At 47.0% G+C, this 23,934-nt stretch carries 23 protein-coding genes; 18 read left to right on the forward strand and 5 right to left on the reverse strand.

From position 1 onward, the window contains the following. Window positions 1–58 precede the first annotated feature (58 nt). The gene (locus tag QUB04_RS29860; protein WP_333290152.1) at window positions 59–397 is read right to left on the reverse strand and encodes a Uma2 family endonuclease; all 339 of its coding nucleotides are present in this window, start codon (window positions 395–397) and stop codon (window positions 59–61) included. Between the two features lie 137 nt (window positions 398–534). Further along, window positions 535–717: a ribbon-helix-helix protein, CopG family gene (locus QUB04_RS29865; RefSeq protein WP_333290154.1), complete on the reverse strand. Its 183-nt coding sequence runs from the start codon at window positions 715–717 to the stop codon at window positions 535–537. A gap of 49 nt (window positions 718–766) precedes the next feature. Between QUB04_RS29865 and QUB04_RS29870 the strand changes: the two genes are divergently transcribed. From QUB04_RS29870 to QUB04_RS29885, 4 genes are all read left to right on the forward strand, one after another. After that, window positions 767–1,927 (forward strand): RNA-guided endonuclease TnpB family protein, encoded by a 1,161-nt coding sequence (locus QUB04_RS29870; RefSeq protein WP_190736597.1) that lies wholly within the window; start codon window positions 767–769, stop codon window positions 1,925–1,927. 79 nt (window positions 1,928–2,006) lie between these two features. Further along, the gene (locus QUB04_RS29875; protein WP_333290157.1) at window positions 2,007–3,407 is read left to right on the forward strand and encodes a DUF2157 domain-containing protein; all 1,401 of its coding nucleotides are present in this window, start codon (window positions 2,007–2,009) and stop codon (window positions 3,405–3,407) included. A gap of 109 nt (window positions 3,408–3,516) precedes the next feature. Continuing rightward, window positions 3,517–4,233 (forward strand): GDYXXLXY domain-containing protein, encoded by a 717-nt coding sequence (locus tag QUB04_RS29880; protein ID WP_333290159.1) that lies wholly within the window; start codon window positions 3,517–3,519, stop codon window positions 4,231–4,233. A gap of 34 nt (window positions 4,234–4,267) precedes the next feature. Next, complete coding sequence (locus tag QUB04_RS29885; RefSeq protein WP_333290161.1) at window positions 4,268–4,405, forward strand: hypothetical protein; 138 nt, start codon at window positions 4,268–4,270, stop codon at window positions 4,403–4,405. Here the strand turns inward: QUB04_RS29885 and QUB04_RS29890 are convergent. Beyond that, window positions 4,402–4,557 carry a hypothetical protein gene (locus QUB04_RS29890; protein ID WP_333290163.1) on the reverse strand — a complete coding sequence of 52 codons (156 nt, stop codon included), beginning with the start codon at window positions 4,555–4,557 and terminating at the stop codon, window positions 4,402–4,404. The genes QUB04_RS29885 and QUB04_RS29890 overlap by 4 nt on opposite strands. A gap of 337 nt (window positions 4,558–4,894) precedes the next feature. Here QUB04_RS29890 and gltB point away from each other — a divergent pair, with 337 nt between their 5' ends. The 12 genes from gltB (at window position 4,895) to QUB04_RS29950 (ending at window position 16,247) form a co-directional block, all read left to right on the forward strand. Then, window positions 4,895–9,481: a glutamate synthase large subunit gene (gene gltB / locus QUB04_RS29895; RefSeq protein ID WP_333290165.1), complete on the forward strand. Its 4,587-nt coding sequence runs from the start codon at window positions 4,895–4,897 to the stop codon at window positions 9,479–9,481. A gap of 314 nt (window positions 9,482–9,795) precedes the next feature. After that, window positions 9,796–10,119 (forward strand): DUF433 domain-containing protein, encoded by a 324-nt coding sequence (locus QUB04_RS29900; RefSeq protein WP_333290167.1) that lies wholly within the window; start codon window positions 9,796–9,798, stop codon window positions 10,117–10,119. Continuing rightward, window positions 10,116–10,466 carry a DUF5615 family PIN-like protein gene (locus tag QUB04_RS29905; protein ID WP_333290169.1) on the forward strand — a complete coding sequence of 117 codons (351 nt, stop codon included), beginning with the start codon at window positions 10,116–10,118 and terminating at the stop codon, window positions 10,464–10,466. Before QUB04_RS29900 ends, QUB04_RS29905 begins: the two co-directional genes overlap by 4 nt. Before the next feature lie 105 nt (window positions 10,467–10,571). Further along, complete coding sequence (locus tag QUB04_RS29910) at window positions 10,572–10,985, forward strand: Pepco domain-containing protein (protein WP_333290171.1); 414 nt, start codon at window positions 10,572–10,574, stop codon at window positions 10,983–10,985. Window positions 10,986–10,991: 6 nt separating this feature from the next. Then, window positions 10,992–12,872, forward strand: coding sequence for a GUN4 domain-containing protein (locus QUB04_RS29915; protein ID WP_333290173.1), 1,881 nt, complete (start codon window positions 10,992–10,994; stop codon window positions 12,870–12,872). 190 nt (window positions 12,873–13,062) lie between these two features. After that, window positions 13,063–13,230, forward strand: a complete 168-nt coding sequence (locus QUB04_RS29920) for a hypothetical protein (RefSeq protein WP_333290175.1) — start codon at window positions 13,063–13,065, stop codon at window positions 13,228–13,230. 212 nt (window positions 13,231–13,442) lie between these two features. Beyond that, window positions 13,443–13,727 carry a hypothetical protein gene (locus QUB04_RS29925; protein ID WP_333290177.1) on the forward strand — a complete coding sequence of 95 codons (285 nt, stop codon included), beginning with the start codon at window positions 13,443–13,445 and terminating at the stop codon, window positions 13,725–13,727. Continuing rightward, window positions 13,717–14,091: a type II toxin-antitoxin system RelE/ParE family toxin gene (locus QUB04_RS29930; RefSeq protein WP_333290179.1), complete on the forward strand. Its 375-nt coding sequence runs from the start codon at window positions 13,717–13,719 to the stop codon at window positions 14,089–14,091. The genes QUB04_RS29925 and QUB04_RS29930 overlap by 11 nt, the downstream gene beginning before the upstream one ends. Further along, on the forward strand, window positions 14,088–14,336 hold the full coding sequence (locus QUB04_RS29935; protein WP_333242969.1) for a DUF4926 domain-containing protein: 249 nt from the start codon (window positions 14,088–14,090) through the stop codon (window positions 14,334–14,336). The genes QUB04_RS29930 and QUB04_RS29935 overlap by 4 nt, the downstream gene beginning before the upstream one ends. A 134-nt stretch (window positions 14,337–14,470) precedes the next feature. Continuing rightward, entirely contained in the window at window positions 14,471–15,040 is a 570-nt protein-coding gene (locus QUB04_RS29940) for a hypothetical protein (protein ID WP_333106387.1), read from the forward strand. Beyond that, on the forward strand, window positions 15,037–15,426 hold the full coding sequence (locus QUB04_RS29945; protein ID WP_333242973.1) for a hypothetical protein: 390 nt from the start codon (window positions 15,037–15,039) through the stop codon (window positions 15,424–15,426). Before QUB04_RS29940 ends, QUB04_RS29945 begins: the two co-directional genes overlap by 4 nt. 236 nt (window positions 15,427–15,662) lie before the next feature. Further along, window positions 15,663–16,247: a GNAT family N-acetyltransferase gene (locus tag QUB04_RS29950; protein ID WP_333290181.1), complete on the forward strand. Its 585-nt coding sequence runs from the start codon at window positions 15,663–15,665 to the stop codon at window positions 16,245–16,247. Window positions 16,248–16,473: 226 nt separating this feature from the next. Here the strand turns inward: QUB04_RS29950 and psbA are convergent, their stop codons facing one another. Continuing rightward, window positions 16,474–17,556, reverse strand: coding sequence for a photosystem II q(b) protein (gene psbA / locus QUB04_RS29955; RefSeq protein ID WP_333060032.1), 1,083 nt, complete (start codon window positions 17,554–17,556; stop codon window positions 16,474–16,476). A 219-nt stretch (window positions 17,557–17,775) separates the two neighbouring features. Further along, complete coding sequence (locus tag QUB04_RS29960; protein WP_333290185.1) at window positions 17,776–19,542, reverse strand: alpha/beta hydrolase; 1,767 nt, start codon at window positions 19,540–19,542, stop codon at window positions 17,776–17,778. A gap of 286 nt (window positions 19,543–19,828) precedes the next feature. Between QUB04_RS29960 and QUB04_RS29965 the strand changes: the two genes are divergently transcribed. Both QUB04_RS29965 and ligA read left to right on the forward strand, forming a co-directional pair. Then, complete coding sequence (locus QUB04_RS29965; protein WP_333290187.1) at window positions 19,829–20,809, forward strand: Npun_R2479 family HD domain-containing metalloprotein; 981 nt, start codon at window positions 19,829–19,831, stop codon at window positions 20,807–20,809. Between the two features lie 400 nt (window positions 20,810–21,209). Beyond that, the gene (ligA, locus tag QUB04_RS29970) at window positions 21,210–23,642 is read left to right on the forward strand and encodes an NAD-dependent DNA ligase LigA (protein ID WP_333290183.1); all 2,433 of its coding nucleotides are present in this window, start codon (window positions 21,210–21,212) and stop codon (window positions 23,640–23,642) included. Window positions 23,643–23,934 lie beyond the last annotated feature (292 nt).

Here is a 23,934-nt window from a genome sequence, read left to right on the forward strand (position 1 = left end):
CACTAACTCCTCGGAGTCAGGCTAACCGTCCCTGGATAGGAGAACCTACCCATTTAGGTTAAACGAATCGCACATCGAAAGTGATAGTTAGCCTGGTTGCTGTCAGCGGAATGTGTTCAGGTTCCAGAATTATCAAATCGGGGTAGTGGTTGGCGGCATCTCCCGATCGCAAAACGGCAACTTGAACCTCGCAATTATGCGTTTTAATCAGCCTGAGCGGCACTAGCCCGCTGCTAGCAAGATAGAAAAATAGATAGTTAGCAATGAAATTATTAGGTTCAGATTCTGGTGGCAAAGCTATTAACTCCCCATCAATTAACTCATAGCGTTGACCCGTATCATTTGAGTAATTAAGGTACTCGTCAAAAGTTAATTTTTTAGATTGAGCTTGTACCATAATATTACATTCCTTGATTTATTCGTTTCTTTCTGCTGGGAGTTTGTTTATGTAGAAACGGTTTCAACAACCGAAGGATATCAATCAAATCTGCTGTGCAAGTTCAGCAGGTGTCCCAGCCTCCATCGACAATCGACTCACAAGTGACCAAAACTAATGGGACACAAGCCCCGTCCTTCGCTCGACGGCTTTTTCTTCGTTTTCAGGCTTCTAATTAACTCTCTCAATACATCAGACTTTGTTCGTTTGGTTTGCTTGCAGTAATTTTCGATTTCCGCAAACTCCTCGTCAGTCAGTCGAAAAAATATGCTCTTTTTCATGGCTATTGTGTATCTATATGATATACAATGATAGCAGGAGGATTGAATAATGAAAGCAAGGTATCAGTACAGATTCTACCCAACAAACCAGCAACAACAGAGTTTAGCTCGGTTGTTTGGTTGCGTCCGTGTTGTGTATAACGATGCTTTGGCTATCTGCAAGCAATCCGAAAAGAAGCCTAAATCCGCTGAACTCCAAAAGATTGTTATCACTCAGGCAAAAAAGACTGAAGAAAGGGCGTGGTTAAGTGAAGTTTCAAACATTCCATTACAGCAGTCTGTAGCCGACTTAGAGATAGCTTTTCAGAACTTTTTCGATTCCTGCAAAGGCAAGAGGAAAGGGAGGAAAATTGGTTATCCCAAGTTCAAAAAACGAACTAATAGCCAGTCAGCAAGGCTTACCCGTGGGGGATTCTCTATTAAAGGGGATGGAGTATATCTAGCAAAAATTGGTCTTGTTAAGCCAATCTGGTCTAGAGAATTGCCGTATGAACCTAGTTCGGTCACAATTATCAAGGATTGTGCTAATCGCTACTTCCTAAGCTTTGTTGTAGAAGTAGAACCTATTCAAGTTTGCGCCAAAAACCAAAGCGTTGGAATTGATTTAGGGATTAAAACTTTTGCCGTGATGAGCAATGGCGAGAAAGCGGTGAGTCCTTCCTACAAAGCCTTAGACCGTAGGGTGCGTAAGCTGCAAAAGAAGTTAGCCCGTCAACAAAAAGACTCAAAACGACGAAACCGAACCAGGATTCAGATGGCTACGCTACACAACCAAATTGCTGATACCCGTAAGGACTTCTTGCACAAATTGTCCACCAAAATCGTTAGTGAAAACCAAACTATCGTTTTGGAAGATTTAAACGTGTCAGGGATGGTTAAAAACCGTAAGCTGTCTAGGGTGATTAGTCAACAAGGTTGGAGAGAGTTCAGAGTCTTGGTTGAAGCAAAGTCTCAGAAGTATGGGAGAAAGTTTGTAGTTATCAGTCGATGGGAGCCAACAAGCCAAAGCTGTTCTGATTGTGGGTTCAAGTGGGGCAAAGTTGATTTGTCTGTTCGTTCGATACTTTGCTTAGGCTGTGGTAGCGAACACGACCGAGATGAAAACGCCTCAGTAAATATAGAAAAAGTCGGGATAGGGCATTGCCACGACTCTAAACGCACGTCGAGACAGAGTAAGACTACCTCGGTAGCGTCAGTCAATGAAGCGTGAAGAATCCCCGTTGCTTCAGCGCGGGGAGTATGTCAAATATTAAAAACTATCACAGTTCAAATCCTCTGGAATATAAACAATGATTTCAGATAAATTTCGGCGCGAGTTGCGAGAACAAGCCAAACTCTGGCAAGCAGAAGGACTCATCGATACTTCATTCTACCAACAACTTTCGGAACGCTACCAATTCAACACACTCGAAACCGCCTCCCGCAACCGATTCCTCAGCATTCTGATGAGTCTCGGCGGCATTCTCCTCGGTATAGGAGTCATCACCTTTGTAGCCGCAAACTGGCAAGTTTGGTCGCGCGAAGTGAGAGTTGCAATGCTGCTAAGTCTTTTCGTAGCAGTCAATGCAGCAGGTTTCTATCTGTGGCGAATTCCCCCATCCCGAAGCCAAAACTCCAATCCCAATATGCCCGCAACAAAAGGGCGAAACAAACTCCTAGGTGAAGGATTGTTGCTATTAGGTGCTCTGATTTTAGGAGCAAATATGGCTTTGATGGCGCAAATGTTCCATATTGGCGGTTCTTCCTACGGACTTTACCTTGCTTGGGGAATCGGCGTGCTCGGAATGGCTTACAGTTTGCGGTTGACTTCCTTGGGGGTTTTGTCGGCACTTTTAGTCGGTTTAGGCTATTGGCTTGCTATGTTAGATTGGTCTTCCAAAGTCGAGTTTTCTTGGCTGGAAGTTTTGGTGCGGCAAATGCCGATCGCAGCCAGTATAATGTTTGTGCCGCTGGCTTATTGGTGTCGATCGCGTGCTATTTTTGCCATAGGTGCGATCGCGATAATTTTTTCCCTACAAGTTTCTATCGTCCAAGGGTTAAATCAAACCTGGGCTGCTGCAATTTTTTGTGCCCTACCGCCCGCTTTGCTGTGGGGATACGACGATGCAATCTGGCCGAAGGTACGCAGCAAGCTGTTTCAACCTACCGCCCGCAGTTTAGCACTGCTGTTTCTCGCCAGTTTATTTTATTTTCTTTCTTTCCACTGGTTGTGGCAAGATTTGCCGAATCCTGCGCCAACGGAGTCGGATTGGGTTTTGCTGGCAAATGTGGCTGTTTTGGGCGGTTTCACGGTGTTTGAGTGGCTGCGCTTGGGGCGTTTGGAACTGCGGCGACCAAGACAAAAAGCAGTGGATTTGAGTACAGGTGCGATCGGCATTTTAATCGTCGCCAGCGCCTTAATACCGCTTATTCACCTCAATTTTACTCCCCTTCCTCAATTAGCAACTTTTCTGTTCAATGTTTTCTTATTTTTGCTCGCTGTCGGCTTAATCCGAGAAGGTTTAGCATTAGGAAACCGCCGGACTTTTTGGGGAGGCATGGTATTAATCACCCTGCAAATTATCAGCAGACTATTTGAATATAACACAGGATTGTTGCTCAAATCTTTTGTCTTTGTTTTGTGCGGAATTGGCGTAATTGCTGCGGGTTTGTGGTTCGAGCGCCACTTCGCAAAAATCCCCGATGAATAGGAGCATTCTACTATAGTGCGAGCGGGACGATCGCACTCCACTCGGAAGATGATTATGCCGATTCAAAGCTCAACGATATTATTCTGCGAACCAATTCCCAATTCCCAATATGAACACCGAAAATCCAGATTTAACACATCCAAGTTCCGACATACCAGATACCAGCCCTAATCCCCCATCCTTCACCCTTCCCCCCGCTGCCAAACGCCTTCCCGCGTGGCGGCTGTGGGTTCCTTTGCTGCTGCAAATCGGACTAATTGCCGCCGTACCCGCCACCGCCGTTTACACTTTTATTACTGGGAAAACAGTTGTCCTGCAAACAGCACCAGTAGACCCTTACGACTTTTTGCGCGGATATTACCAAGTTTTGAGCTATGATATTTCCGCTAGCACAAATCTCCAAAAACTCCCCGGCTGGAAAGATTTACCGAGGGAAAAAATATATTGTTCGCCCGGGGTTGTTTGTCCACAAAATACGCAGAGTGTCAAGGCAAAAACCAGTTTTTATGTAATCTTAGAAGCGCCAAAAGCAGCGACTAATCCCGGCCGTCCCCAAGCTTGGAAACCCGTCCGCGTCAGTCTAGAAAATCCCGCCAATTTGCCCGCCAATCAAATCGCAATTAAGGGCAAATATAACGGTTGGCAGATGGAATACGGCTTAGAAACTTATTATATGCCAGAGGATGAAAGGGAAAAAGTCAATCAGGACATTAGCGAAGCTCAAAGGAAGCAACGACAATCTTTTTTGGTAGAAGTAAAGGTTGACAAAACAGGCCATGCTGTGCCTGTAAGTTTGTGGGTGCGCGATCGTAATTATCGATTTTAGCTGATATCTCGCATTATTGTCAGCAACAGGCAAGATGCCTGTTCCACAAGAAAATTTATATTTTGTGGAACAGGCCGAAAAGCCTGTTCCCAAACAAGTAATTGAGAATGGTGCAACATATGAGTTTGAGCCAATCAGGGCAAAAGGTCGATCGACTTGTTGCAATTTTTAAGAAATACTCATTGCTGTTGAGAAGGCAAAATGCTGGTGGAGGATGTCACCCAGCCGCTGAGGATACAGTCGCATTAACAATGCTATAAACTCATTTCTCAAGAACAGGCTTTCCGGCCTGTTCCACAAAATTGAGTTTTCTGGAACAGGCATCTTGCCCGCCCTTGAAAAGCTTATTAACAAGGGTGCAAGATGTGAGTTGGTATCGGAATTACTCATCTCTCTTCTCTTCCTCTGCGCTCTCTGCGGCCTCTGCGGTTTAATAATTCATATAATTGAAGAGTCTTTAAGCAGAAATCTTTAACCTCCGGGTTCCATAGTTAATGTATCGGCTTTAACTATTTTTTTCCTCGGATCGAATAAGCTGGGATTTTTTGGTAGCTCTACCCAATTGAGTATATCCACATATAATACATGATACTAGAGCGATCGCCATCCCACGCTCTACTCTAGATAAACATCTTTTCGCCACTTTGACAGGAGCATCAAAATGAACAGCAACGGACTGCCACAAAAGCAAGGTCTGTACGATCCGCAGTTCGAGCACGACGCTTGCGGAGTCGGATTCATCGTACACATGAAGGGTAACAAATCCCACGAAATTGTCGAGCAGGCACTGACAATCCTATTGAACCTCGACCACCGAGGCGCGTGCGGCTGCGAACCCAACACCGGAGACGGGGCGGGGATTTTGATGCAGGTACCCCACAAGTTTCTCAAGAAAGTAACGGCGGGCCTAAACATCGAACTTCCCGAAGCCGGCGAGTACGGCGTTGGCGCGATTTACTCGTCGCCAAATCGAACTGAACGCGAAAACGGCAAACGCATTTTTGAGGAAATCGCCGCCGAAGAAGGCCAGGAAGTTCTGGGCTGGCGCGATGTTCCCACCGATAACTCGTCCCTGGGCGACACCGCCAAATCTAGCGAACCCTTCATGCAGCAAGTGTTCCTCCGGCGCGCCGCAGGTATTGACGAGGCGGCTTTCGAGCGGAAACTGTACGTCATCCGCAAACGGGCTCACAACGCCATCCGCAGAACTAACACAGACCCCTACTGGTACAATTCCACTCTCTCGTGCCGGACGATCGTCTACAAGGGTATGTTAATGCCGGTGCAAGTGGGAGATTACTATCCCGACCTGCACGACCCCGACATGGAAAGCGCTCTAGCCCTGGTTCACTCGCGCTTCAGCACGAATACTTTTCCGAGTTGGGAACGATCGCACCCTTACCGCTACATCGCTCACAACGGCGAAATTAACACGATGCGCGGCAACATTAACTGGATGCACGCGCGGCAATCGCTGTTCGAGTCGGAACTATTCGGCGATGACTTAAAGAAAATCCCCAATTTAATCAATATCGAAGGCAGCGACTCGACGATTTTTGACAATGCTTTGGAATTGCTGAATTTGGCCGGGCGTTCTTTGCCGCACGCTGTAATGATGATGATTCCCGAACCTTGGACAGCCCACGAGTCCATGAGTGACGAGAAAAAAGCTTTCTACGAATACCATTCTTGCTTGATGGAACCTTGGGACGGCCCAGCTTCGATCGCATTTACCGATGGTACATCGATCGGGGCCGTGCTCGATCGCAACGGTTTGCGCCCTTCCCGCTACTGCGTTACCAAAGACGACTTGGTAATTATGGCATCGGAAGCCGGAGTTTTGCCGATCGCCCCAGAACGAATTGTATCAAAAGGTCGCTTGCAACCGGGGCGGATGTTCCTAGTAAATACTGAGGAAGGCCGCATCGTCTCTGACGAGGAAATTAAGACCAAAATCGCCACAGAACACCCGTACCGCCAGTGGATCGACCAGCACATGGTCGAAATCGCCAAACTGAAAGATGCGCCGGCCGTAGCAGAATCCCATCCCGAAACATTATTGCAGCGGCAAATGGCCTTTGGCTACACCTTTGAAGAACTGCGGTTGCTGTTAGCACCGATGGCGAAAGATGGCGTGGAAGCTGTCGGCGCGATGGGTGCGGATACGCCGCTGGCGGTGCTTTCCAACCGCCCAAAACTGCTTTATGAATACTTCCAGCAGTTGTTTGCTCAAGTTACCAATCCGCCGATTGATTCTATCCGGGAAGAAATTGTAACTTCTGCCGAAACTACGATCGGTGCTGAACGCAATTTGCTCAAACCAGAACCCGAAAGCTGTCATTTGATTGAACTGAAAACGCCCATTCTCAGCAATGAAGAATTAGCTAAGCTCAAACACGTAAATGAGGGCAATTTCCGGTCGATCACACTACCGATTTTGTTTGACCCCAAAAGCGGGGTAAAAGGTCTTGAACAAGCCTTAGAAGAGGTTTTTGCTGGAGCAGACAGCGCGATCGCCTCCGGGGTGAATATCATCATTTTGAGCGATCGGGGTATCAGTCCAGACCAAGCCGCAATTCCGGCGCTGCTGGCAGTTGCGGGCCTGCACCACCACTTGATCCGTAAAGGTACGCGCACGCGGGCTGGACTCGTTCTCGAATCCGGCGAACCGAGGGAAGTGCATCACTTTGCGACACTTATTGGATATGGTTGCGGCGCGATTAATCCGTATTTGGCATTTGAGACGATCGCCGATTCGATCCGCGAAGGATTGCTGCTAAATGTCGAGTACAAAACAGCTTGCAAAAACTACGTCAAAGCCGCAACAAAAGGTGTGACGAAAGTTGCCTCGAAAATTGGGATTTCCACAATTCAAAGTTATCGCGGCGCGCAGATTTTTGAGGCGATCGGCTTAAACAAATCCGTAGTCGATAAATACTTTGCTTGGACAGCCTCCCGGATTGAAGGGGTAGACCTCGAAGTCATCGCCCAAGAAGCAATTTTACGCCATACCCACGCATTCCCCGATCGCCCAGCCAGCGGACATACTCTCGATGTTGGTGGCGAATATCAGTGGCGGAAAGAAGGCGAGGCGCATTTGTTTAGCCCGCAGACAATTCACGCGCTGCAAAAGTCGGTGCGCGAGGGCAGTTATACGCTTTTCAAACAGTATTCGGGGCTGGTAAACGAACAAAACCAGCAGCATTTTACCTTGCGCGGTTTGTTGCAATTCAAGCAGCGGGAATCGATACCCATTGAGGAAGTTGAGCCGATCGAATCTATTCTCAAACGCTTTAAAACTGGGGCGATGAGTTATGGTTCGATTTCTAAAGAAGCCCACGAATCGCTAGCAGTAGCGATGAACCGCATTGGTGGCAAATCGAACACCGGTGAAGGTGGCGAAGATCCCGATCGCTATACTTGGACGAACGATCGCGGCGACTCGAAAAACAGCGCGATCAAACAAGTTGCTTCCGGGCGTTTCGGCGTTACCAGCTTGTACCTTTCCCAAGCGCGGGAACTGCAAATCAAGATGGCGCAAGGCGCGAAACCAGGTGAAGGCGGACAGTTGCCCGGTAAAAAAGTATACCCGTGGATTGCGAAGGTGCGAAACTCGACTCCGGGTGTGGGATTGATTTCGCCTCCTCCTCACCACGACATTTATTCGATCGAAGATTTGGCCGAATTGATTCACGACTTGAAAAATTCCAACCGGGAAGCGCGGATTAGCGTCAAACTCGTGTCGGAAGTTGGAGTCGGGACGATCGCGGCGGGTGTTGCGAAAGCCCACGCCGATGTCGTGTTGATTTCCGGCTACGACGGCGGAACCGGCGCTTCGCCGCAGACTTCGATCAAACACGCCGGTTTACCTTGGGAATTGGGATTGGCGGAAACTCATCAAACTTTGGTACTCAACAATCTCCGCAGCCGGATTGTGGTGGAAACTGATGGTCAAATGAAAACCGGTCGCGATGTAGTAATTGCTGCACTCCTTGGCGCTGAGGAATTCGGTTTTGCGACCGCGCCGCTGGTGACATTGGGCTGCATCATGATGCGCGTTTGCCACCTGAACACTTGCCCGGTGGGCGTAGCGACCCAAGACCCGCTATTGCGGAAAAACTTTACCGGCGACCCCGAGCACACGGTAAACTTTATGACCTTCGTCGCGCAGGAAGTCCGGGAAATTATGGCGCAGTTGGGCTTCCGCACGCTGAATGAAATGGTTGGGCGGACTGATGTTTTGGAACCTCAGCAAGCGGTGGAACACTGGAAGGCTAAGGGTTTGGATTTCTCGAAAATCCTTTATCAGCCGGAAGTTGGGGCGGATGTCGGGCGCTATTGTCAGATGGCGCAGGATCACGGGTTGGAAAAGTCGATGGATATGACGGTGTTGTTGGATTTGTGCAAAGGTGCGATCGAAAACGGTGAAAAGGTACAGGCCAAACTGCCGATTACCAATGTCAACCGGGTTGTCGGCACAATTCTCGGTAACGAAATCACCAAACGCCACTGGGAAGGTTTGCCCGATGACACGGTGCACCTGCACTTCCAAGGCAGCGCGGGGCAAAGCTTTGGCGCATTCGTGCCCAAGGGAGTCACCCTGGAGCTCGAAGGTGAAGCTAACGACTATTTGGGCAAAGGGCTCAGCGGCGGCAAGATTATCCTCTATCCGTCGCAGGCTTCTACCTTTGTCGCGGAAGAAAACGTGATTGTCGGTAACGTAGTGCTTTACGGCGCGACATCCGGCGAGGTTTTCATCCGAGGGATGGCGGGCGAACGTTTTGGGGTGCGTAACTCCGGCGTGAATGCGGTAGTTGAAGGTGTGGGCGATCACGGTTGCGAGTACATGACTGGCGGCAAAGTTGTAGTTTTGGGTGAAACCGGGCGCAATTTTGCAGCGGGTATGAGTGGCGGTGTTGCTTACATTTTGGATGAGGCGGGGGATTTTGCTACTCGCTGCAATATGTCGATGGTGGATTTGGAAAAACTGGAGGATGTTGAGGAAATTAGCGATTTGCGGCAAATGCTTCAAACTCACGTTGATTTGACTGGAAGTGCGAAAGCATCGAAGGTTTTGGCAAATTGGGACTCGATGGTGCCGGTGTTTGTGAAGGTGATGCCGAGGGATTATAAGCGGGTGTTGCAGGCTATTGAAAGGGCGATCGCATCGGGTTTAAGCGGTGATGATGCGCTGACGGCTGCGTTTGAAGAAAACGCTCGCGATGTCGCTCGGATTGGCGGCAGCTAGGGTTCTGCGGTAGAATTCTACTCATGTAGCAAGGGTCTTTTTTGTTTGTAGCGAAGTCTAGATCCCCCCTAACCCCCCTTAATAAGGGGGGGACAAGAAATCTTCTCAAAGTCAACCCCTACTCCCCTTCTTTAGGGGGATTTAGGGGGATCTAGAAGGGGACAAGAGCGTTCTTTCAAAGTCCGCCTTCTTAAGGGGGATTTAGGGGGTTCTAGACTTTGCATAAAAGCGACATTTATTGTGGGTTTCAGTCTTAAGTTGTCACCAATTGGCTCTGTTTGGGAACGAGTAACGAGCATGAAAGTAGGTAAACTATGAGTGCAGCAATATTAAGGACAAAACAGTACGTTGAAGAAAAAGATGGTTGCTACCGCATCCTTGGGAAGCGCGTTTCTTTAGATTCAATTGTCTATGCTTTCCTGGCGGGACAATCCCCAGAAAGTATCGTTCAATCATTCCCCGTGCTAACACTAGAAGAAGTTTATGGCGGGATTTCCTTCTACCTGGCTAACCGCACAGCCATTGATGCTTATTTATTCGATGGAGAACAACTATTTGAAACCTTGAGACAGCAAGCAAGGGAAAGTAACTCCTTACTTTATCAAAAACTCTACAGCGATCGCACCAGCCCGTTATGAAAATTCGCTTTCAAGCAGATGCAGATTTAAACCAAGCGATTGTGACGGGTATTGTGAGGCGCGAACCCACTCTTGATTTTCAAACATCAAACGTATCAAATTTAACTGGTTTGACTGATTTGGAAGTATTGAATTTTGTTGCCCAAGATGGTAGAGTTCTCGTTTCTCACGACAAAAGAACCATGCCAAGATACTTTGCTGAATTTACTGCCACTCAAACCAGTTCAGGAGTGATTATTGTGTTACAAAGTTTCCCAATAGGCGAAGCAATAAACCATCTAATCAAGATATGGCAAACATCTGAAGCCGAAGACTGGCTTAATCGTATTGCATATTTACCTCTATAAAGTCAGCACTATGGAGCCGTTGATAAATTTCAGGTACAATTTAAGATTATTGTCAGTCTTAGCATCTACTAAAATTATCCAGATAATTTGGAGCCTTCAGCATTTATGCCAGATGAAACGATTTGGATTGTGACCGCCGATACTGCGGGCGAGTCTCCCGACACACCCGACTATGACGGTGCGAAGATTGGAGCACATACAGGACTCGACTATGGGGGGTTTTTCGACGCACAGCCCCCAAATGAGCCTGCCCAAAAGCTGGCGGCAAAAGTGGCTGGTAGCTTGCGGCTGCACAAGGTCAGCATCAAGAAACTAGAAAAAGAACTGGTTGACTGCATGGAAACGGTAGATAAAATATTCAGCCGTGCGGAGGCGGAAGCTGACATGAGATCGATCGAGTTATCTGAAATTGAGGTATCGGTTGCGATTAACGCTGAAGGTTCTTTCAGTTTAGTCGGCATGGGCGGTAAAGTTGCAGATACCAGAACTATATTGTTGAGATTTAAACGGAAGTCTTAAGGTGAAATGGGAAGAAATCTGGCGATATCAATTGGCATCAATAACTATGAGTTCCTAACCGATCTGAAATATGCCAAGCGGGATGCAGAGTTAATGCGGGAATTTTTTCGTGGGGCGAATTTCGAGCAAGTTTTTTTCTTATCAGATGACTGGCGACCTGATACTAATGGTAAGTGGAGTCGTGCTTCTATTGCTCATCTAAGAGACATTGTGATGACCAAATTTGAAGAACCATTTATGAGTAATGGGGATAATTTTTGGTTTTTTTTCAGCGGCCACGGAAGACGCCATGACGAGTCTGATTACCTGATGGCTTGTGACAGCAATCCGCGGGATATCGAACACACGGGGATTAGGATTGATTTCCTGACTGAACGTCTGCGCCGCTGCGGTGCTGATAACGTGATTTTGATTTTGGATGCTTGTCGAGATCTAGGAAGTAAATCGGGAGAAGGAATCGGCAATCAAACAACTCAAATTGCAAGAGAAAAGGGAGTTGTTACTTTTTTTTCTTGCAGCCCCAATCAATTGTCCTATGAAATTGATGCTTTAAAGCAAGGTGCTTTCACAAGAGCAGTGCTGGATGGGTTGGGCCCTCAAGGGCAATGTGCAACTGTCGAGCAATTAGATCGTTATTTGAGCGATCGAGTTCCCGAACTGATTCTGGAACATAAAGGCGAAAAAGTGCAGCAAACACCTCGCTGTATTGCAGCGCCACCAACGAAATCGCACTTAATTATTTTCCCGCAATATGCAATTCCCTATGATATTATTCGTCTTAAAAATGACGCTTTACAAGCGGAATTTATAAACAAAAATTACGATCTGGCAGAACAGTTGTGGATTCGGGTATTGGCTGCATCTCCGGGCAATCGAGATGCGATTAATGGAATTAAAAGAATCGCGGTTAAGCAAATTGAAAATGAGCGATATTCTCAAGATAATTCTGTTAGTAAAATTGACAATCCTGTCAGTGCTATCGAAATAGTCGATGAGGAAGAAAATTTAGTTTCTGAATTCGATCTGAGCGAGGAGGAAGAGGCAATCGGTGACTTCGATATGGACGATGATGAGGAAGCAGCAGTCTCTGACTTTGATATGGCCGATGATGATGAGGAAGAAGCAGTCTCTGACTTTGATATGGCCGATGATGATGAAGAAGAAGCGACAGTTAGTAACAGCAATGCTAAGCGATCGGAATCTCTATTATCTCCCAAATCTACACCTGTGGTGAATCCTATTCCTACTACACCAGATGTTCCTCTGAGATCGGAGAAGGGAGTAGACTATACAAATCTGCGCGATTTGCTGGCAAATGGAAAATGGAAAGAAGCGGATGAGGAAACGACTAAAAAAATGCTGAAAGCAGCAGGGGGAGGCCACAAATACACGAAAGACTTTCCGAAAGATCAAGCTCCGGCAGGTGAAAATCTGCTGAAAGATGACGATATTTATACATTTCCCTGTGAAGACTTGCGAACTATTGACCAACTTTGGGTAAAATACAGTAACGGGCGCTTCGGCTTTTCGGTGCAGAAGCGTATCTATGAAAGTCTGGGAGGAACTAGGAAATATGATCTGGAAATTTGTGAAGCGTTTGGCGATCGGGTAGGTTGGCTTGTGAATAGTAAATGGTTGAATTATGACGATCTAAAATTCAATACCAAAGCAATAGCAGGACAGTTACCAAGCTTTACTTATTCCTTTTTAACCACACTCAGTGTTGAACTAGAAAGAGGAGATGGTAGTAGAACTGACATTGTACCAATTGGTGATTATTACGATTGGCCTAATTATAGGATGCAGTGCGCTCTCTCAAATGATTGGACCATTCGTGGTATTCTAGTATCTTCTCTCGCGTCGAGACTTGTAGACTGTAACATCTAAGCGTTTCAGGATTTCATAAAGATTTATAACAAAGCCCCAAACCACGAAGCCATGCCCTGTCTAGGTTTCCGATACCTGGCACTGCGAGTCATCGGTTTCGCCCCCTTTTTTTGTCGTCTGTTGTAGTATCTGCTCCGCTATTTGCGGGTTGTAACAATTGGCCAGAATAAAGTTTAATATTTGATGTGGAATGAACTTTGACATTATCGGAAATATCACTAATATTGAAACAATAGCAGTTGGCAACTCAATTCGGGAATTAGAACGTTTGCAGAAAATTTATGGCAATGGATGTTGGAGAAAACTCAAAGGCATCGCCACAATTAGCCTGACTGGTTATAACAATTGGCTAGAATGAACTTTTCTGCAACCGTTAAAATTTCCGGGTTTTCCGCAAATTCAAGAAACCGGGTTTCTGCGATAATTTACGCATCATCACCCAGATTCAGGAAGAAACCCGGTTTCTACCTCCCCACCAACAGCCTCCAAACCCCAGAAAGCTGTCAACCCACCCGTGCGATATAATATTGTTACTAGATTGTAGAAGAGCAATCAAAAAAAAGGATAATTATGACCGTCGAACAAGCCATTTTGGAAAATGTGAAGGTCTTATCGCCAGACCAGCAACAAGAAGTCTTAGCTTTCATCAAATTCTTGCAGTCCGATAAATGGGAAGATATCTATAAAGGACGCTTCAAAGAACTGCAACAAAAAATTCGTCAAAACACTGATATCGATCCCGATGATGACCCCACTGAAACTGTCCTCGAAGGGCTTCAGCAAGGCTTTCATGAAGCAATTACCGGACAAACTCTCCCTTTGTCTCAACTGTGGGACGGAATCGATGACAACTGATCCACAATCGATCCAAATTGAAGTCACCCCCCGATTTCAACGAGATTTACGAACTTTAGCCAAACGCTATCGCAACATTCGCAACGACATTCAGCCTGTAATCGAACAACTTCAAGCGGGGGAACTTCCGGGTTCGCGTATTCCGGGAATGGAGTACGAAATTTTCAAAGTCAGAATTAAGAACAGCGACATTCAAAAAGGCAAAAGCGCGGGCTACCGTGCTATTTATTACCTCAAAACTAGCGATTCGATCGTGTTGGTGACTATCTATTCTAAATCAGATTTATCAGACATCGCCGCCGAAACAGTTCGAGAAATTCTAGCCCAATACGAGCAACAATTTCCAGAATCAGAAGAATTATGAACTATCAACTTTATTCTGATGTCATTTTACTGTGCAACCTTCCAGAAGAAGGACTTTATGCCGGCGATATCGGTACGGTTGTAGAACAGCATCACGTTGAGGGACTAGAAACAGGTTATAGCGTTGAGTTCTTCGATCTGTTGGGAAACACTGTAGCAGTTGCCACGCTACCTGGAAGTTATTTGCGATCGCCCACAAGTGCAGACAGACCTACAGTTAGACTTGTTAATAGTTTTGCTGCGTAAGTAGAGGAAATAGTACAATCGCGATGATGACCCCAAGTCGATGAAGGCGATCGTCTAAAAATAGTGGCGATAGACTCAAATTGTCGCAACTGAGAGTAAAATTGAATATCTACTTTCCATAGAGCAACGTCGCTTTGAGCCAGATTCAAATATTAAACTTACAAAGCCTTAGCCAGGGACTGCCTGCGATTACACCTGCCTTTGGAGCCGCGATCGCAGAAGCAGGTGCGATTTGTCTAACCGATGAAGCTCACCAACCAGGAGTAACACTTAAAGTTGAGGGAGAATTTTCTGCCACATTCAAGTTAGATTGGCAGCCAGTCACCGAGCAAACCCGACGATGTTGGAATGACGAAGAATATACTACCGAGCAGGCTGCTTATGGAATCGCATTCCTGTTAATTTTGCAATTAACAAATCTCACAGTCATTGAACGCTCTCGCAAAGGAACTGGATTTGACTATTGGTTAGGAAGTCAAAATTCAGCTACCACACTGCCATTTGAGCGAATGGCTCGGCTAGAGGTTTCTGGAATTCGCAAAGGCAATCAAAGTCAAATCAATACTAGAGTCAAGCTGAAAACTGAACAAACCCGCGCCTCAGAGGCACAAGGCTTGCCAGCGTATATCATTGTAGTAGAGTTCAGCCGACCGATTTCTATTATTAGTGCCAAGCAAAATCCTGAAGGAACCGTACTCCAATGAGCCAGATTCAATCGCTCCACAAACAAGCAATGGATTTAGCCGAAGCAGCGGCAGTCGCCCGCTTAAGAGGTGCGTTGGAGTTGGCTGCACAATTGACGCGCCAAGCCTTTGAACAAGAAACTCAGGCCGCAGCCTTAATCGCTAGCGCCCTTGATGCTGAACCCACTCGTTCTGTGCTTCACCGCAGCGCAGCATCTTTAGCGATTGAATGTGGCGAATTACGAATAGCAGAACGTCTAATTGCAACTGCGTTATCTGGCAATCCCCCGGCAGAGATTGCTGAAGAGCTCAAAGATTTATTCATCCAGATTAACTTGAGCCAATATCTGAAACGTCAAGGAATCCACATCGACATTAAGGAACTGCGAGGACTGGTAAATCAATAGCACTCGTCGAGGGACTAGAAACAGGTTATGGCCTTGAGTTCTTCGATTTGTTGGGAAACACTGTAGCAGTTGCGACGCTACCTGGAAGTTATTTGCGATCGCCCACAAGTGCAGACCTACCTACAGTCATGATATTGTCCGAAGGCGATCGCCCCTAAAATATTTACAAAACTAAATCAGGTATGCGATCTATATCTAGCTGTTAGAATAGATAAACCTGAGCGTTAAAATCGCAAATGTATGACAGCGTTCCTACACACTATGCAATGGAATATCTAACTTTTAGAGAAGCCGATCGAGAGGACATACAGGCGATCGTCAATATTCACAATTCTCATGCGCGCGGTCAAAATACGTCGATCGATCGCGGCTTTTTGCTAACACAAATTACTGAAGATGAGATTTTCAAAAGCTTAAATAATTCATGCAGATATTTTGTGGCAGCTAAAACCGCTGGGGAAATTCTGGGATTTGTGGCTATATCACCACCCAAACTATCTGAGGAAATCTTGGATAAAATTATCTGGAAAGATGAGATTTTTAAGAAAAGAGTCACCAGTGATCGGCATTTTTATCTCGAAAGAGTAGCAACCAAGTTAAATTGGATGGGTAGAGGTGTTGCTCAATTTATGTATAAAGAAATTTATCAATTTTTTCCAAATTCATTTATTTCGCTGTTTATTGTTACCCAGCCAATAGCTAATACTCGTTCCCTAATGTTTCACCAAAAACAGGGATTTGAACAAATAGGAACTTTGCAAGTTGACCGATTTCTAGATTTAGAAAATTATGAATGTATTGTGATGTTTAAAGAAACTTGAATTTATCATGAGTGAGTCTCCAAGCAGCAGCCGACCTCAATCCAGCTTAACAGGAATTACCAGAAGCGAGGGAACTGTTATCTCCGCGAATTGCCATCTCAAATAACCTCGCTATAACTCCCTTGGCGGTTGTGATACTTCCCCTCCCCGCAGTAAAAATCTTTTTTCCCCAAACAAAAAGCGCCCCTATTTCTAGGAGCGCTTTTTGTTAATCTCAAGTTAAGAATTAACCATTGATAGAAGGAGCAACCAAAGCTACGGGAGTTGTCTCACCAGCAGCCAAATCAAGCGGGAAGTTGTGAGCATTGCGCTCGTGCATTACTTCCATACCCAAGTTAGCGCGGTTGATCACATCAGCCCAAGTATTGATCACACGACCTTGAGAGTCGATAATCGATTGGTTGAAGTTGAAACCGTTCAAGTTGAAAGCCATTGTCGATATACCCAAAGCGGTAAACCAGATACCGACTACTGGCCATGCACCTAACAAGAAGTGCAAAGAACGGCTGTTGTTGAATGAAGCGTATTGGAAAATCAAACGACCGAAGTAGCCGTGGGCTGCAACGATGTTGTAGGTTTCTTCTTCTTGACCGAATTTGTAACCGTAGTTTTGCGATTCGGTTTCGGTTGTTTCACGAACCAAGGAAGATGTTACCAAGGAACCGTGCATGGCGGAGAACAAGCTACCACCGAAGACACCAGCAACTCCCAACATGTGGAACGGGTGCATCAGGATGTTGTGCTCAGCTTGGAACACGATCATGAAGTTGAATGTACCGGAGATACCCAAGGGCATACCGTCAGAAAAGCTGCCTTGTCCGATCGGGTAGATCAAGAATACTGCGGTTGCTGCTGCAACTGGTGCAGAGTAAGCGACGCAGATCCAAGGACGCATACCTAAGCGGTAGGACAATTCCCATTCACGACCCATGTAGCAAAATACACCGATCAGGAAGTGGAAAATTACCAATTGGTAAGGGCCGCCGTTGTACAACCACTCATCGAGAGAAGCTGCTTCCCAGATTGGGTAGAAGTGCAAGCCGATCGCGTTAGATGAAGGAACAACAGCACCTGTGATGATGTTGTTACCGTACATCAAGGAACCTGCTACTGGTTCGCGGATGCCGTCGATGTCCACTGGAGGAGCAGCGATGAAGGCGATGATGTAGCAGATGGTGGCGCTGAGCAAGGTAGGAATCATCAAGACTCCGAACCAACCTACATAAATGCGGTTGTCGGTGCTTGTGACCCACTCACAAAAGCGTTCCCAGACGTTGGCGCTTTCGCGCTGCTGTAAGGTTGTTGTCATGGTTTTATGATTGCTGTATTTGGTTGTCAATGTTCGGATGATGTTTCTATTATTAACGGTATCGTTAAGGTTTGTAAAGGGGTTTGACGACAGTTAAACTGATGACTGTGATTAGGAAAGCTGATGTAAGGAGAGAAAGGGCGGTAGCTGGCGGGGCCCGACGCCATATCCCCCGCGCGAAAAGATGAAGATAGCGTGCACACGCGGCGCACCTCAACCCTAACGAACGGGAGCTATGGGAGGTGGAGAAGGTAGAGGAACAGGAGCTAGGACAGGTGGAGAGGCAGGGATGCGAGGAGGTGGAGAAATCCTGAACTGCTGGAGTTGCTGCGGGGTGAGCGATCGCAAAATTCTCAGTCCCAGAGTGTCTCTGGAGATGCTTAAGGCGTAGGAGGGCTCCAAATACGGGCGGAAATTGGATTTATTGTTCAAATAGCATTCCATGAAAGCTAGGCTGAGTCCGCTGAGGTAGCGGCGGGCTAAAGCAGGTTCGGGCCCGATCGCCTGTGGTGGTGGCAGAAAGAGGCTTTGAGGGGATTCCTCGATCGTTGAGAAGTGAGTCCCGTTGTTCATCAGTACGAGATATTTGTTGGGCGATGTCAGCCAAGTGAACGGTTGAATTTGTTCGAGCAAAGCGGGGGCGACGGTATCGGCGCTGCCTGCGATTAGCATGACTGGGATTTGGATTTTGCTGAGGTTTGTTTCTCCGAGAATGCTGCTGACGATCGGGTTGACGGCGATCACAGCTTTGATGCGCGGGTCGTCGAAATTGTACTGGTTGCGCTCTAGGCCGCGGGCGCGGCACTGCAACAGTAGGGAGAGGTTCCAAGTATCGTTTTCGAGTCCGCAATCTTTGTCTAGCTGTGCAAAATTAATCCCTGCCCCGGCTAATGCTAAAGCCGTATAGCCACCGAAAGACTGGCCGATGACGCCGACTCGCTGCAAGTCGAGCTGCCCTTGGTAGGTCGGATCGGTTGTAGAAAGTTTGGTTAAATAATCGAGCAGGTCTTTGATGTCGAGGGGGCGGTTGACAAATTCTCCTGGTTCTGCTACTTGATTGGCTCTGCCTGTTACTAAGTCTTGGATTTGTTGGGCGTTGCTGCCGGGGTGTTCGGGGACGGCGACGGCAAAGCCGTAGGAGGCTAGGTGTTTGGCTAAATACTCGAAGGAAAGGCGATCGGAACCTAAACCGTGGGAAATTACTACTACTGGGGCCGGTTGCGGGCTCCGCTGCGGCAGGTAAATGTCCATATCAAACGTGCGATCCTCTTCGAGGGCTTCGCTAACGCGATTTGGACTCGTCAAAGTTACCGATGATTTTTTCCAAGTATAGGGGCCCGGTAGCTGGGGCTGCAGCATGGCGGCGGGCGGTATGGCGGGTTCAGAGGCTGCTTGTGCTTCGGACAATTGAGCGACTCCGGCGATCGTCTGATTGGAACGGTTGATCAGCGATGTCAACTCGTTGGCGATACCCAAGGCGCGGGCGATGTCAATCCTGATGCCATAGGTGGGGAATTTCCGCAGCACGTTGAGAATTGTCAGGCCTTCGGGATCTGAGGCTGCTAAAATCAGGGCGGCTCGGATGGCATAAAATCCAGGCTGCCGAGCTTTGGTTTGAATTACTCGGCCCAAGCGTCTCAGCAGCACTTCTCCTTGAGGCGTGTAAAGGAATTGGGCGATCGTCACGTGGCTGATTTCAGCTTTCGCTTGCAGGGCGCTGCGAATCTCAGCTAGCTGAGATTCTTTGGCATACTGAGCGAAGCCGTCCAAGTTTGAGTCTATTTTGCCTTCTTTGGCGAACAGTGCCAGGGATTCGATGGGAACTGATTCTTCTAGTGGCCCGTAAGTTACGTAAATTCGCTCGGCCCCCATTGCCGGTGCAGCGGTGCAAACAGCCGTGAATGCAAACAATCCTAGGTATTTTGGGGCGATCGACCGCCGAGAGCGAAGGGCAGCAGTGGAGAGGCTCGAAAACAGACAGTTCATAACTTTCACACCTAGGACTTCTAATAATTAGTCGGTGAAATGAGGTAAATTGTTTCGTCAAAATTTAATGATCAAAAATCGATCTCTTGCTTCGGATACTTCAGAAATTAGGTTATCTTGGGAAGCATAGCCAAAAAAGCAATTTTCTGACCTGACAAGACTAGCTGAAATTTAAAATTCAACGCCGAGGGGTCAAACCTACTGGAATGCCCATTGATTATTTTTTCAGCTATGCAAGATATTTTCGATCGAGTTTGTAACTACAGCCTGAGTGGGAGAATTTATGATGTTCAATGCAACTGCTATCCTGATTGACGCTTTTGTCCAAGAGTTGCAGGCCGGCTACCGTCGCACCTACGGCAAGTACAAGCCTGACTACCCGGAAATTATCGCCTGGGCAGGGACTATGGCTCTGGAAAATATCGCTAACTGCGATGCTCTATACCACAATGTGGAACACACAATGCTGGTGGCTTTGGTGGGACAAGAGATTCTCCGCGGCAAGCATATTCGCGAAGGGGGAGTGTCGCCGGAAGATTGGCTGCACTACCTGATCTCGCTGCTGTGTCACGATATCGGCTACGTCAAAGGTGTTTGCCGCCAAGACCAAGAAGCTGTGGGACTCTACGCTACTGGTATTGAGGGGGGCATGGTTTCTGTGCCGATCGGGGCAACTTCTGCCAGTTTAACTCCTTATCATGTCGATCGAGGAAAACTCGTAATTGACGAACGCTTCGGCGGCCACACATTAATTGATGCCGAACAAATCAAGCGCAATATTGAATTGACACGCTTCCCAGTTCCTGCTAGCGAAACTCATCAAGACAGAAATAATTATTCTGGACTCGCTAGGGCTGCCGATTTGATCGGTCAGTTGAGCGATCCAAATTACCTGCGAAAAATAAGTGCTCTGTTCTACGAATTTGAGGAAGTCGGTACTAATAAAATCTTGGGCTACAAGTCTCCGGGAGATTTGCGGCAAAATTACGCCAAGTTTTATTGGAATGGAGTTTTTCCCTATATTCCGGCTGCTTTGAACTACTTGGAATTGACCCAGGGAGGCAAACAAATTATTGCCAACCTCTACGCCAATGTATTTCAGGTAGAACACGCTGAACCGCTCGCTTTCACCAAGCCAAACGCTCAAGAGTTCACAAAATCCCGCCCCAAGAGCAACTTGAACGGCGAAAAAGATGCTGAGAATCTTCAACCTTCCCTGTCCGGGGAAAACAAGAAATTTACCGAGTTTCCAGACTTGAATTTGTGATGATTTACGCCCCGAAATAAACAGCTAGAAAGCCGAGTCAATGGATTTTAAAATTGAGAATTCGGCGTGACAGGTTGGGCGCAACGTTCGGCGTTCAATCAGTCGAAGGATTTGAAATTTACTCCAGAGATGAATCTGGGAGGTTGAACAAGAGTCGAAAATTTTGGCCGACTGGCGATTCCTGTCGGAAACTAAGTATCCCTTTTTGGGCAGGGTGAAAATTAGGATAAGTTTTGATTTTCTAGTTGCTGTATCTTGGTTTTTAGCTCAAATTGACATTAATCATCTCAAATATAAAATCGGTCTGGCAGCATAGAGGTTGCTCGATCCTTTTTTTTGAGCTAAAATGGAGAGTTATAATCAAAAATCTAACATCGAAAATCTAAAACCTTAAATCGATATGGCAGCAGAGATTCAGCAGCAAATTCAACAGTTGAGGCACCAGCTACAGGAAGCTAGCTATGCTTATTATGTTCTCGATGCGCCGATTATGCCAGATGAGGTGTACGATCGACTTTATCGCCAGTTGCAAGAATTAGAATCAGATTATCCTGAATTAATTACTGCGGAAAGTCCGACTCAGCGGGTGGGAGAACAGCCTGCTACTCAATTTTTTAGCGTCAAACACAATATTCCTCTCTACAGTTTGGAAAATGCTTTTAATTTTGAGGAATTTGCTAAATGGCAGGAACGCTGGCAAAGGGTAGCACCTTCCCTAACCCCCGTTCAAGAAGGAAATGCACCCCCCCTAGCCCCCCCTTATCAAGGGGGGGGACTTGATGGAAATGCACCTCCCCTAACCCCCGTTCTTGATGGAAATGCACCTCCCCTAACCCCCGTTCTTGATGGAAATGCACCCCCCCTAGCCCCCCCTTATCAAGGGGGGGGACTTGATGGAAATGCACCCCCCCTAACCCCCCCTTATCAAGGGGGGGGACAAGAGGGAATAACATCTTCCATTAGCAATAAGGAAAATAGGGAAATTACTCCCCCCCTTAGCAAGGGGGGGTTGGGGGGGGTTTCCTATGTTTGCGAATTGAAAATTGACGGTTCTGCTTTAGCGTTAACCTATGAAAATGGGGTGTTAGTTCGCGGTGCGACGCGGGGAGACGGCATTACGGGAGAGGAAATTACTCAAAATGTCAAAACTATTCGCTCGATTCCTTTAAAGCTCAATTTAGATAATCCGCCGCCTGTTGTGGAAGTGCGGGGAGAAGCTTTTTTGTCTTTAGCTGTGTTTGAGGAAATTAATCGGGAACGGGAAAAAGCGGGGGAACAATTGTTTGCTAATCCTCGCAATGCTGCGGCGGGTACGCTGCGGCAGTTGGATTCTAAAATTGTGGATAAGCGCAGGTTGGATTTCTTTGCTTATACTTTACATTTTGATGAACCTGTAGGGGCGGTGCCACCGCCCCTCCCCACTGTAGGGGCGGTGCCCCCGTGCCCGCCCCTCCCCACCGATGAGGGCAACCACGGGGGGATTGCCCCTACAGAGAATGAAACAGCGTTTGGAAATAAGGGTAACACTCAGTGGGATTCGTTGGAATTGTTGCGACGAATGGGGTTTAAGGTGAATCCCAATCGCAAAATTTGCTATTCTTTGGATGAGGTTCGGGAGTATTACGAATCTTGGGATACTGAGCGGCGGAATTTGCCTTACATGACGGATGGGGTTGTTGTTAAGATTAATTCGGTTTTGCTGCAAAAACAATTGGGTTTTACTCAGAGGTTTCCGCGTTGGGCGATCGCCCTGAAGTATCCCGCGGCGGAAGTCCCTACAATAGTAGAAGCTGTCACCGTACAAGTAGGGAGAACCGGGGCTCTGACTCCTGTAGCGGAACTGAAACCGGTGCAGTTGGCGGGGACGACGGTTTCGCGGGCTTCTCTCCATAATAGCGATCGACTTTCCGATCTGAACCTGCACATTGGCGATACTGTAATTGTCAGAAAAGCTGGGGAAATTATACCAGAAGTTGTGCGAGTTTTGCCGGAACTTCGCCCCCAAAATGCTCAACTTTTCCAAATGCCTAGTTGCTGTCCCGAATGCGAACAGCCTGTGGTTCGGGAAAAGGGGGAGGCCGTTACTCGCTGCATCAATACATCTTGTCCGGCAATTTTGAGGGGTTCGCTGATTCATTTTTGCAGCCGGGATGCTCTGGATATTAACGGTGTTGGCGAAAAGTTGGTGCAGCAAATGGTTGATAGCAATCTGGTGCATTCTGCGGCGGATTTGTACGATTTGACAGCGGAAAGATTGATGAGTTTGGAACGCATGGGTAAGAAGTTAGCAGAAAAGTTGGTAAGTGCGATCGCCCAATCGAAAAATCAACCTTATTCGCGCGTACTTTACGGCTTGGGCATCCGCCACGTTGGCAGCGTGAATGCTCAATTGCTGACAGAAAGGTTTGCAAATGTGGAAGAGTTAGCAGCAGTATCGGCGGCATCGATTGAGGGCGTTTACGGCATCGGGCCGGAAATTGCTCAAGCTGTTTATCAGTGGTTTCGAGTTCCGGCTAATCAAAGTTTAATTGCACGGTTGAAAACTGCGGGCTTGCAATTGCAGTCAGAAGCAAAAAATCCCAATTTAGCCAGCACAAATTTACAACTGGCAGGCAAAAGCTTTGTGCTTACCGGAACTTTGCCCACTTTGAAACGAGATGAAGCTAAAGATTTGATTCAAAAAGCAGGAGGTAAAGTCACAAGTTCTGTGAGTGCTAAAACTGATTATGTGGTTGTGGGAGAAGATGCGGGTTCTAAGTTGGAAAAGGCTCAATCTTTGGGAATCGAACTACTTTCGGAATCAGAGTTATTAGAACTGCTATCGAAACCATAAATGATTGGTAAAAGTCAATATCTCTCTCTTTGCTCTTTCTCTGCGCCCTCTGCGCCCTCTGCGGTTCAAAAAAAAGCTGATTCACTTGGGCCGTTTTCAAAGAACATTGCCAACAATTCTATTGCCCTAGGTGCAAAATAGCCGATCCTCTTCGAGGCCTCTGCTAACGCGAATTGGGCAATACCTCAAAAGGCATAGAAATCGCGTTAGCGAAGCCCGCCCCTTGTATCTTAAAAGAGTGAGTCAGGCGATCGCCACGTCATTGATTCGATCATACCGACAATCAGGCGAT

It is taken from the genome of Microcoleus sp. D2_18a_B4, assembly GCF_036702475.1.
GTDB lineage: Bacteria > Cyanobacteriota > Cyanobacteriia > Cyanobacteriales > Microcoleaceae > Microcoleus.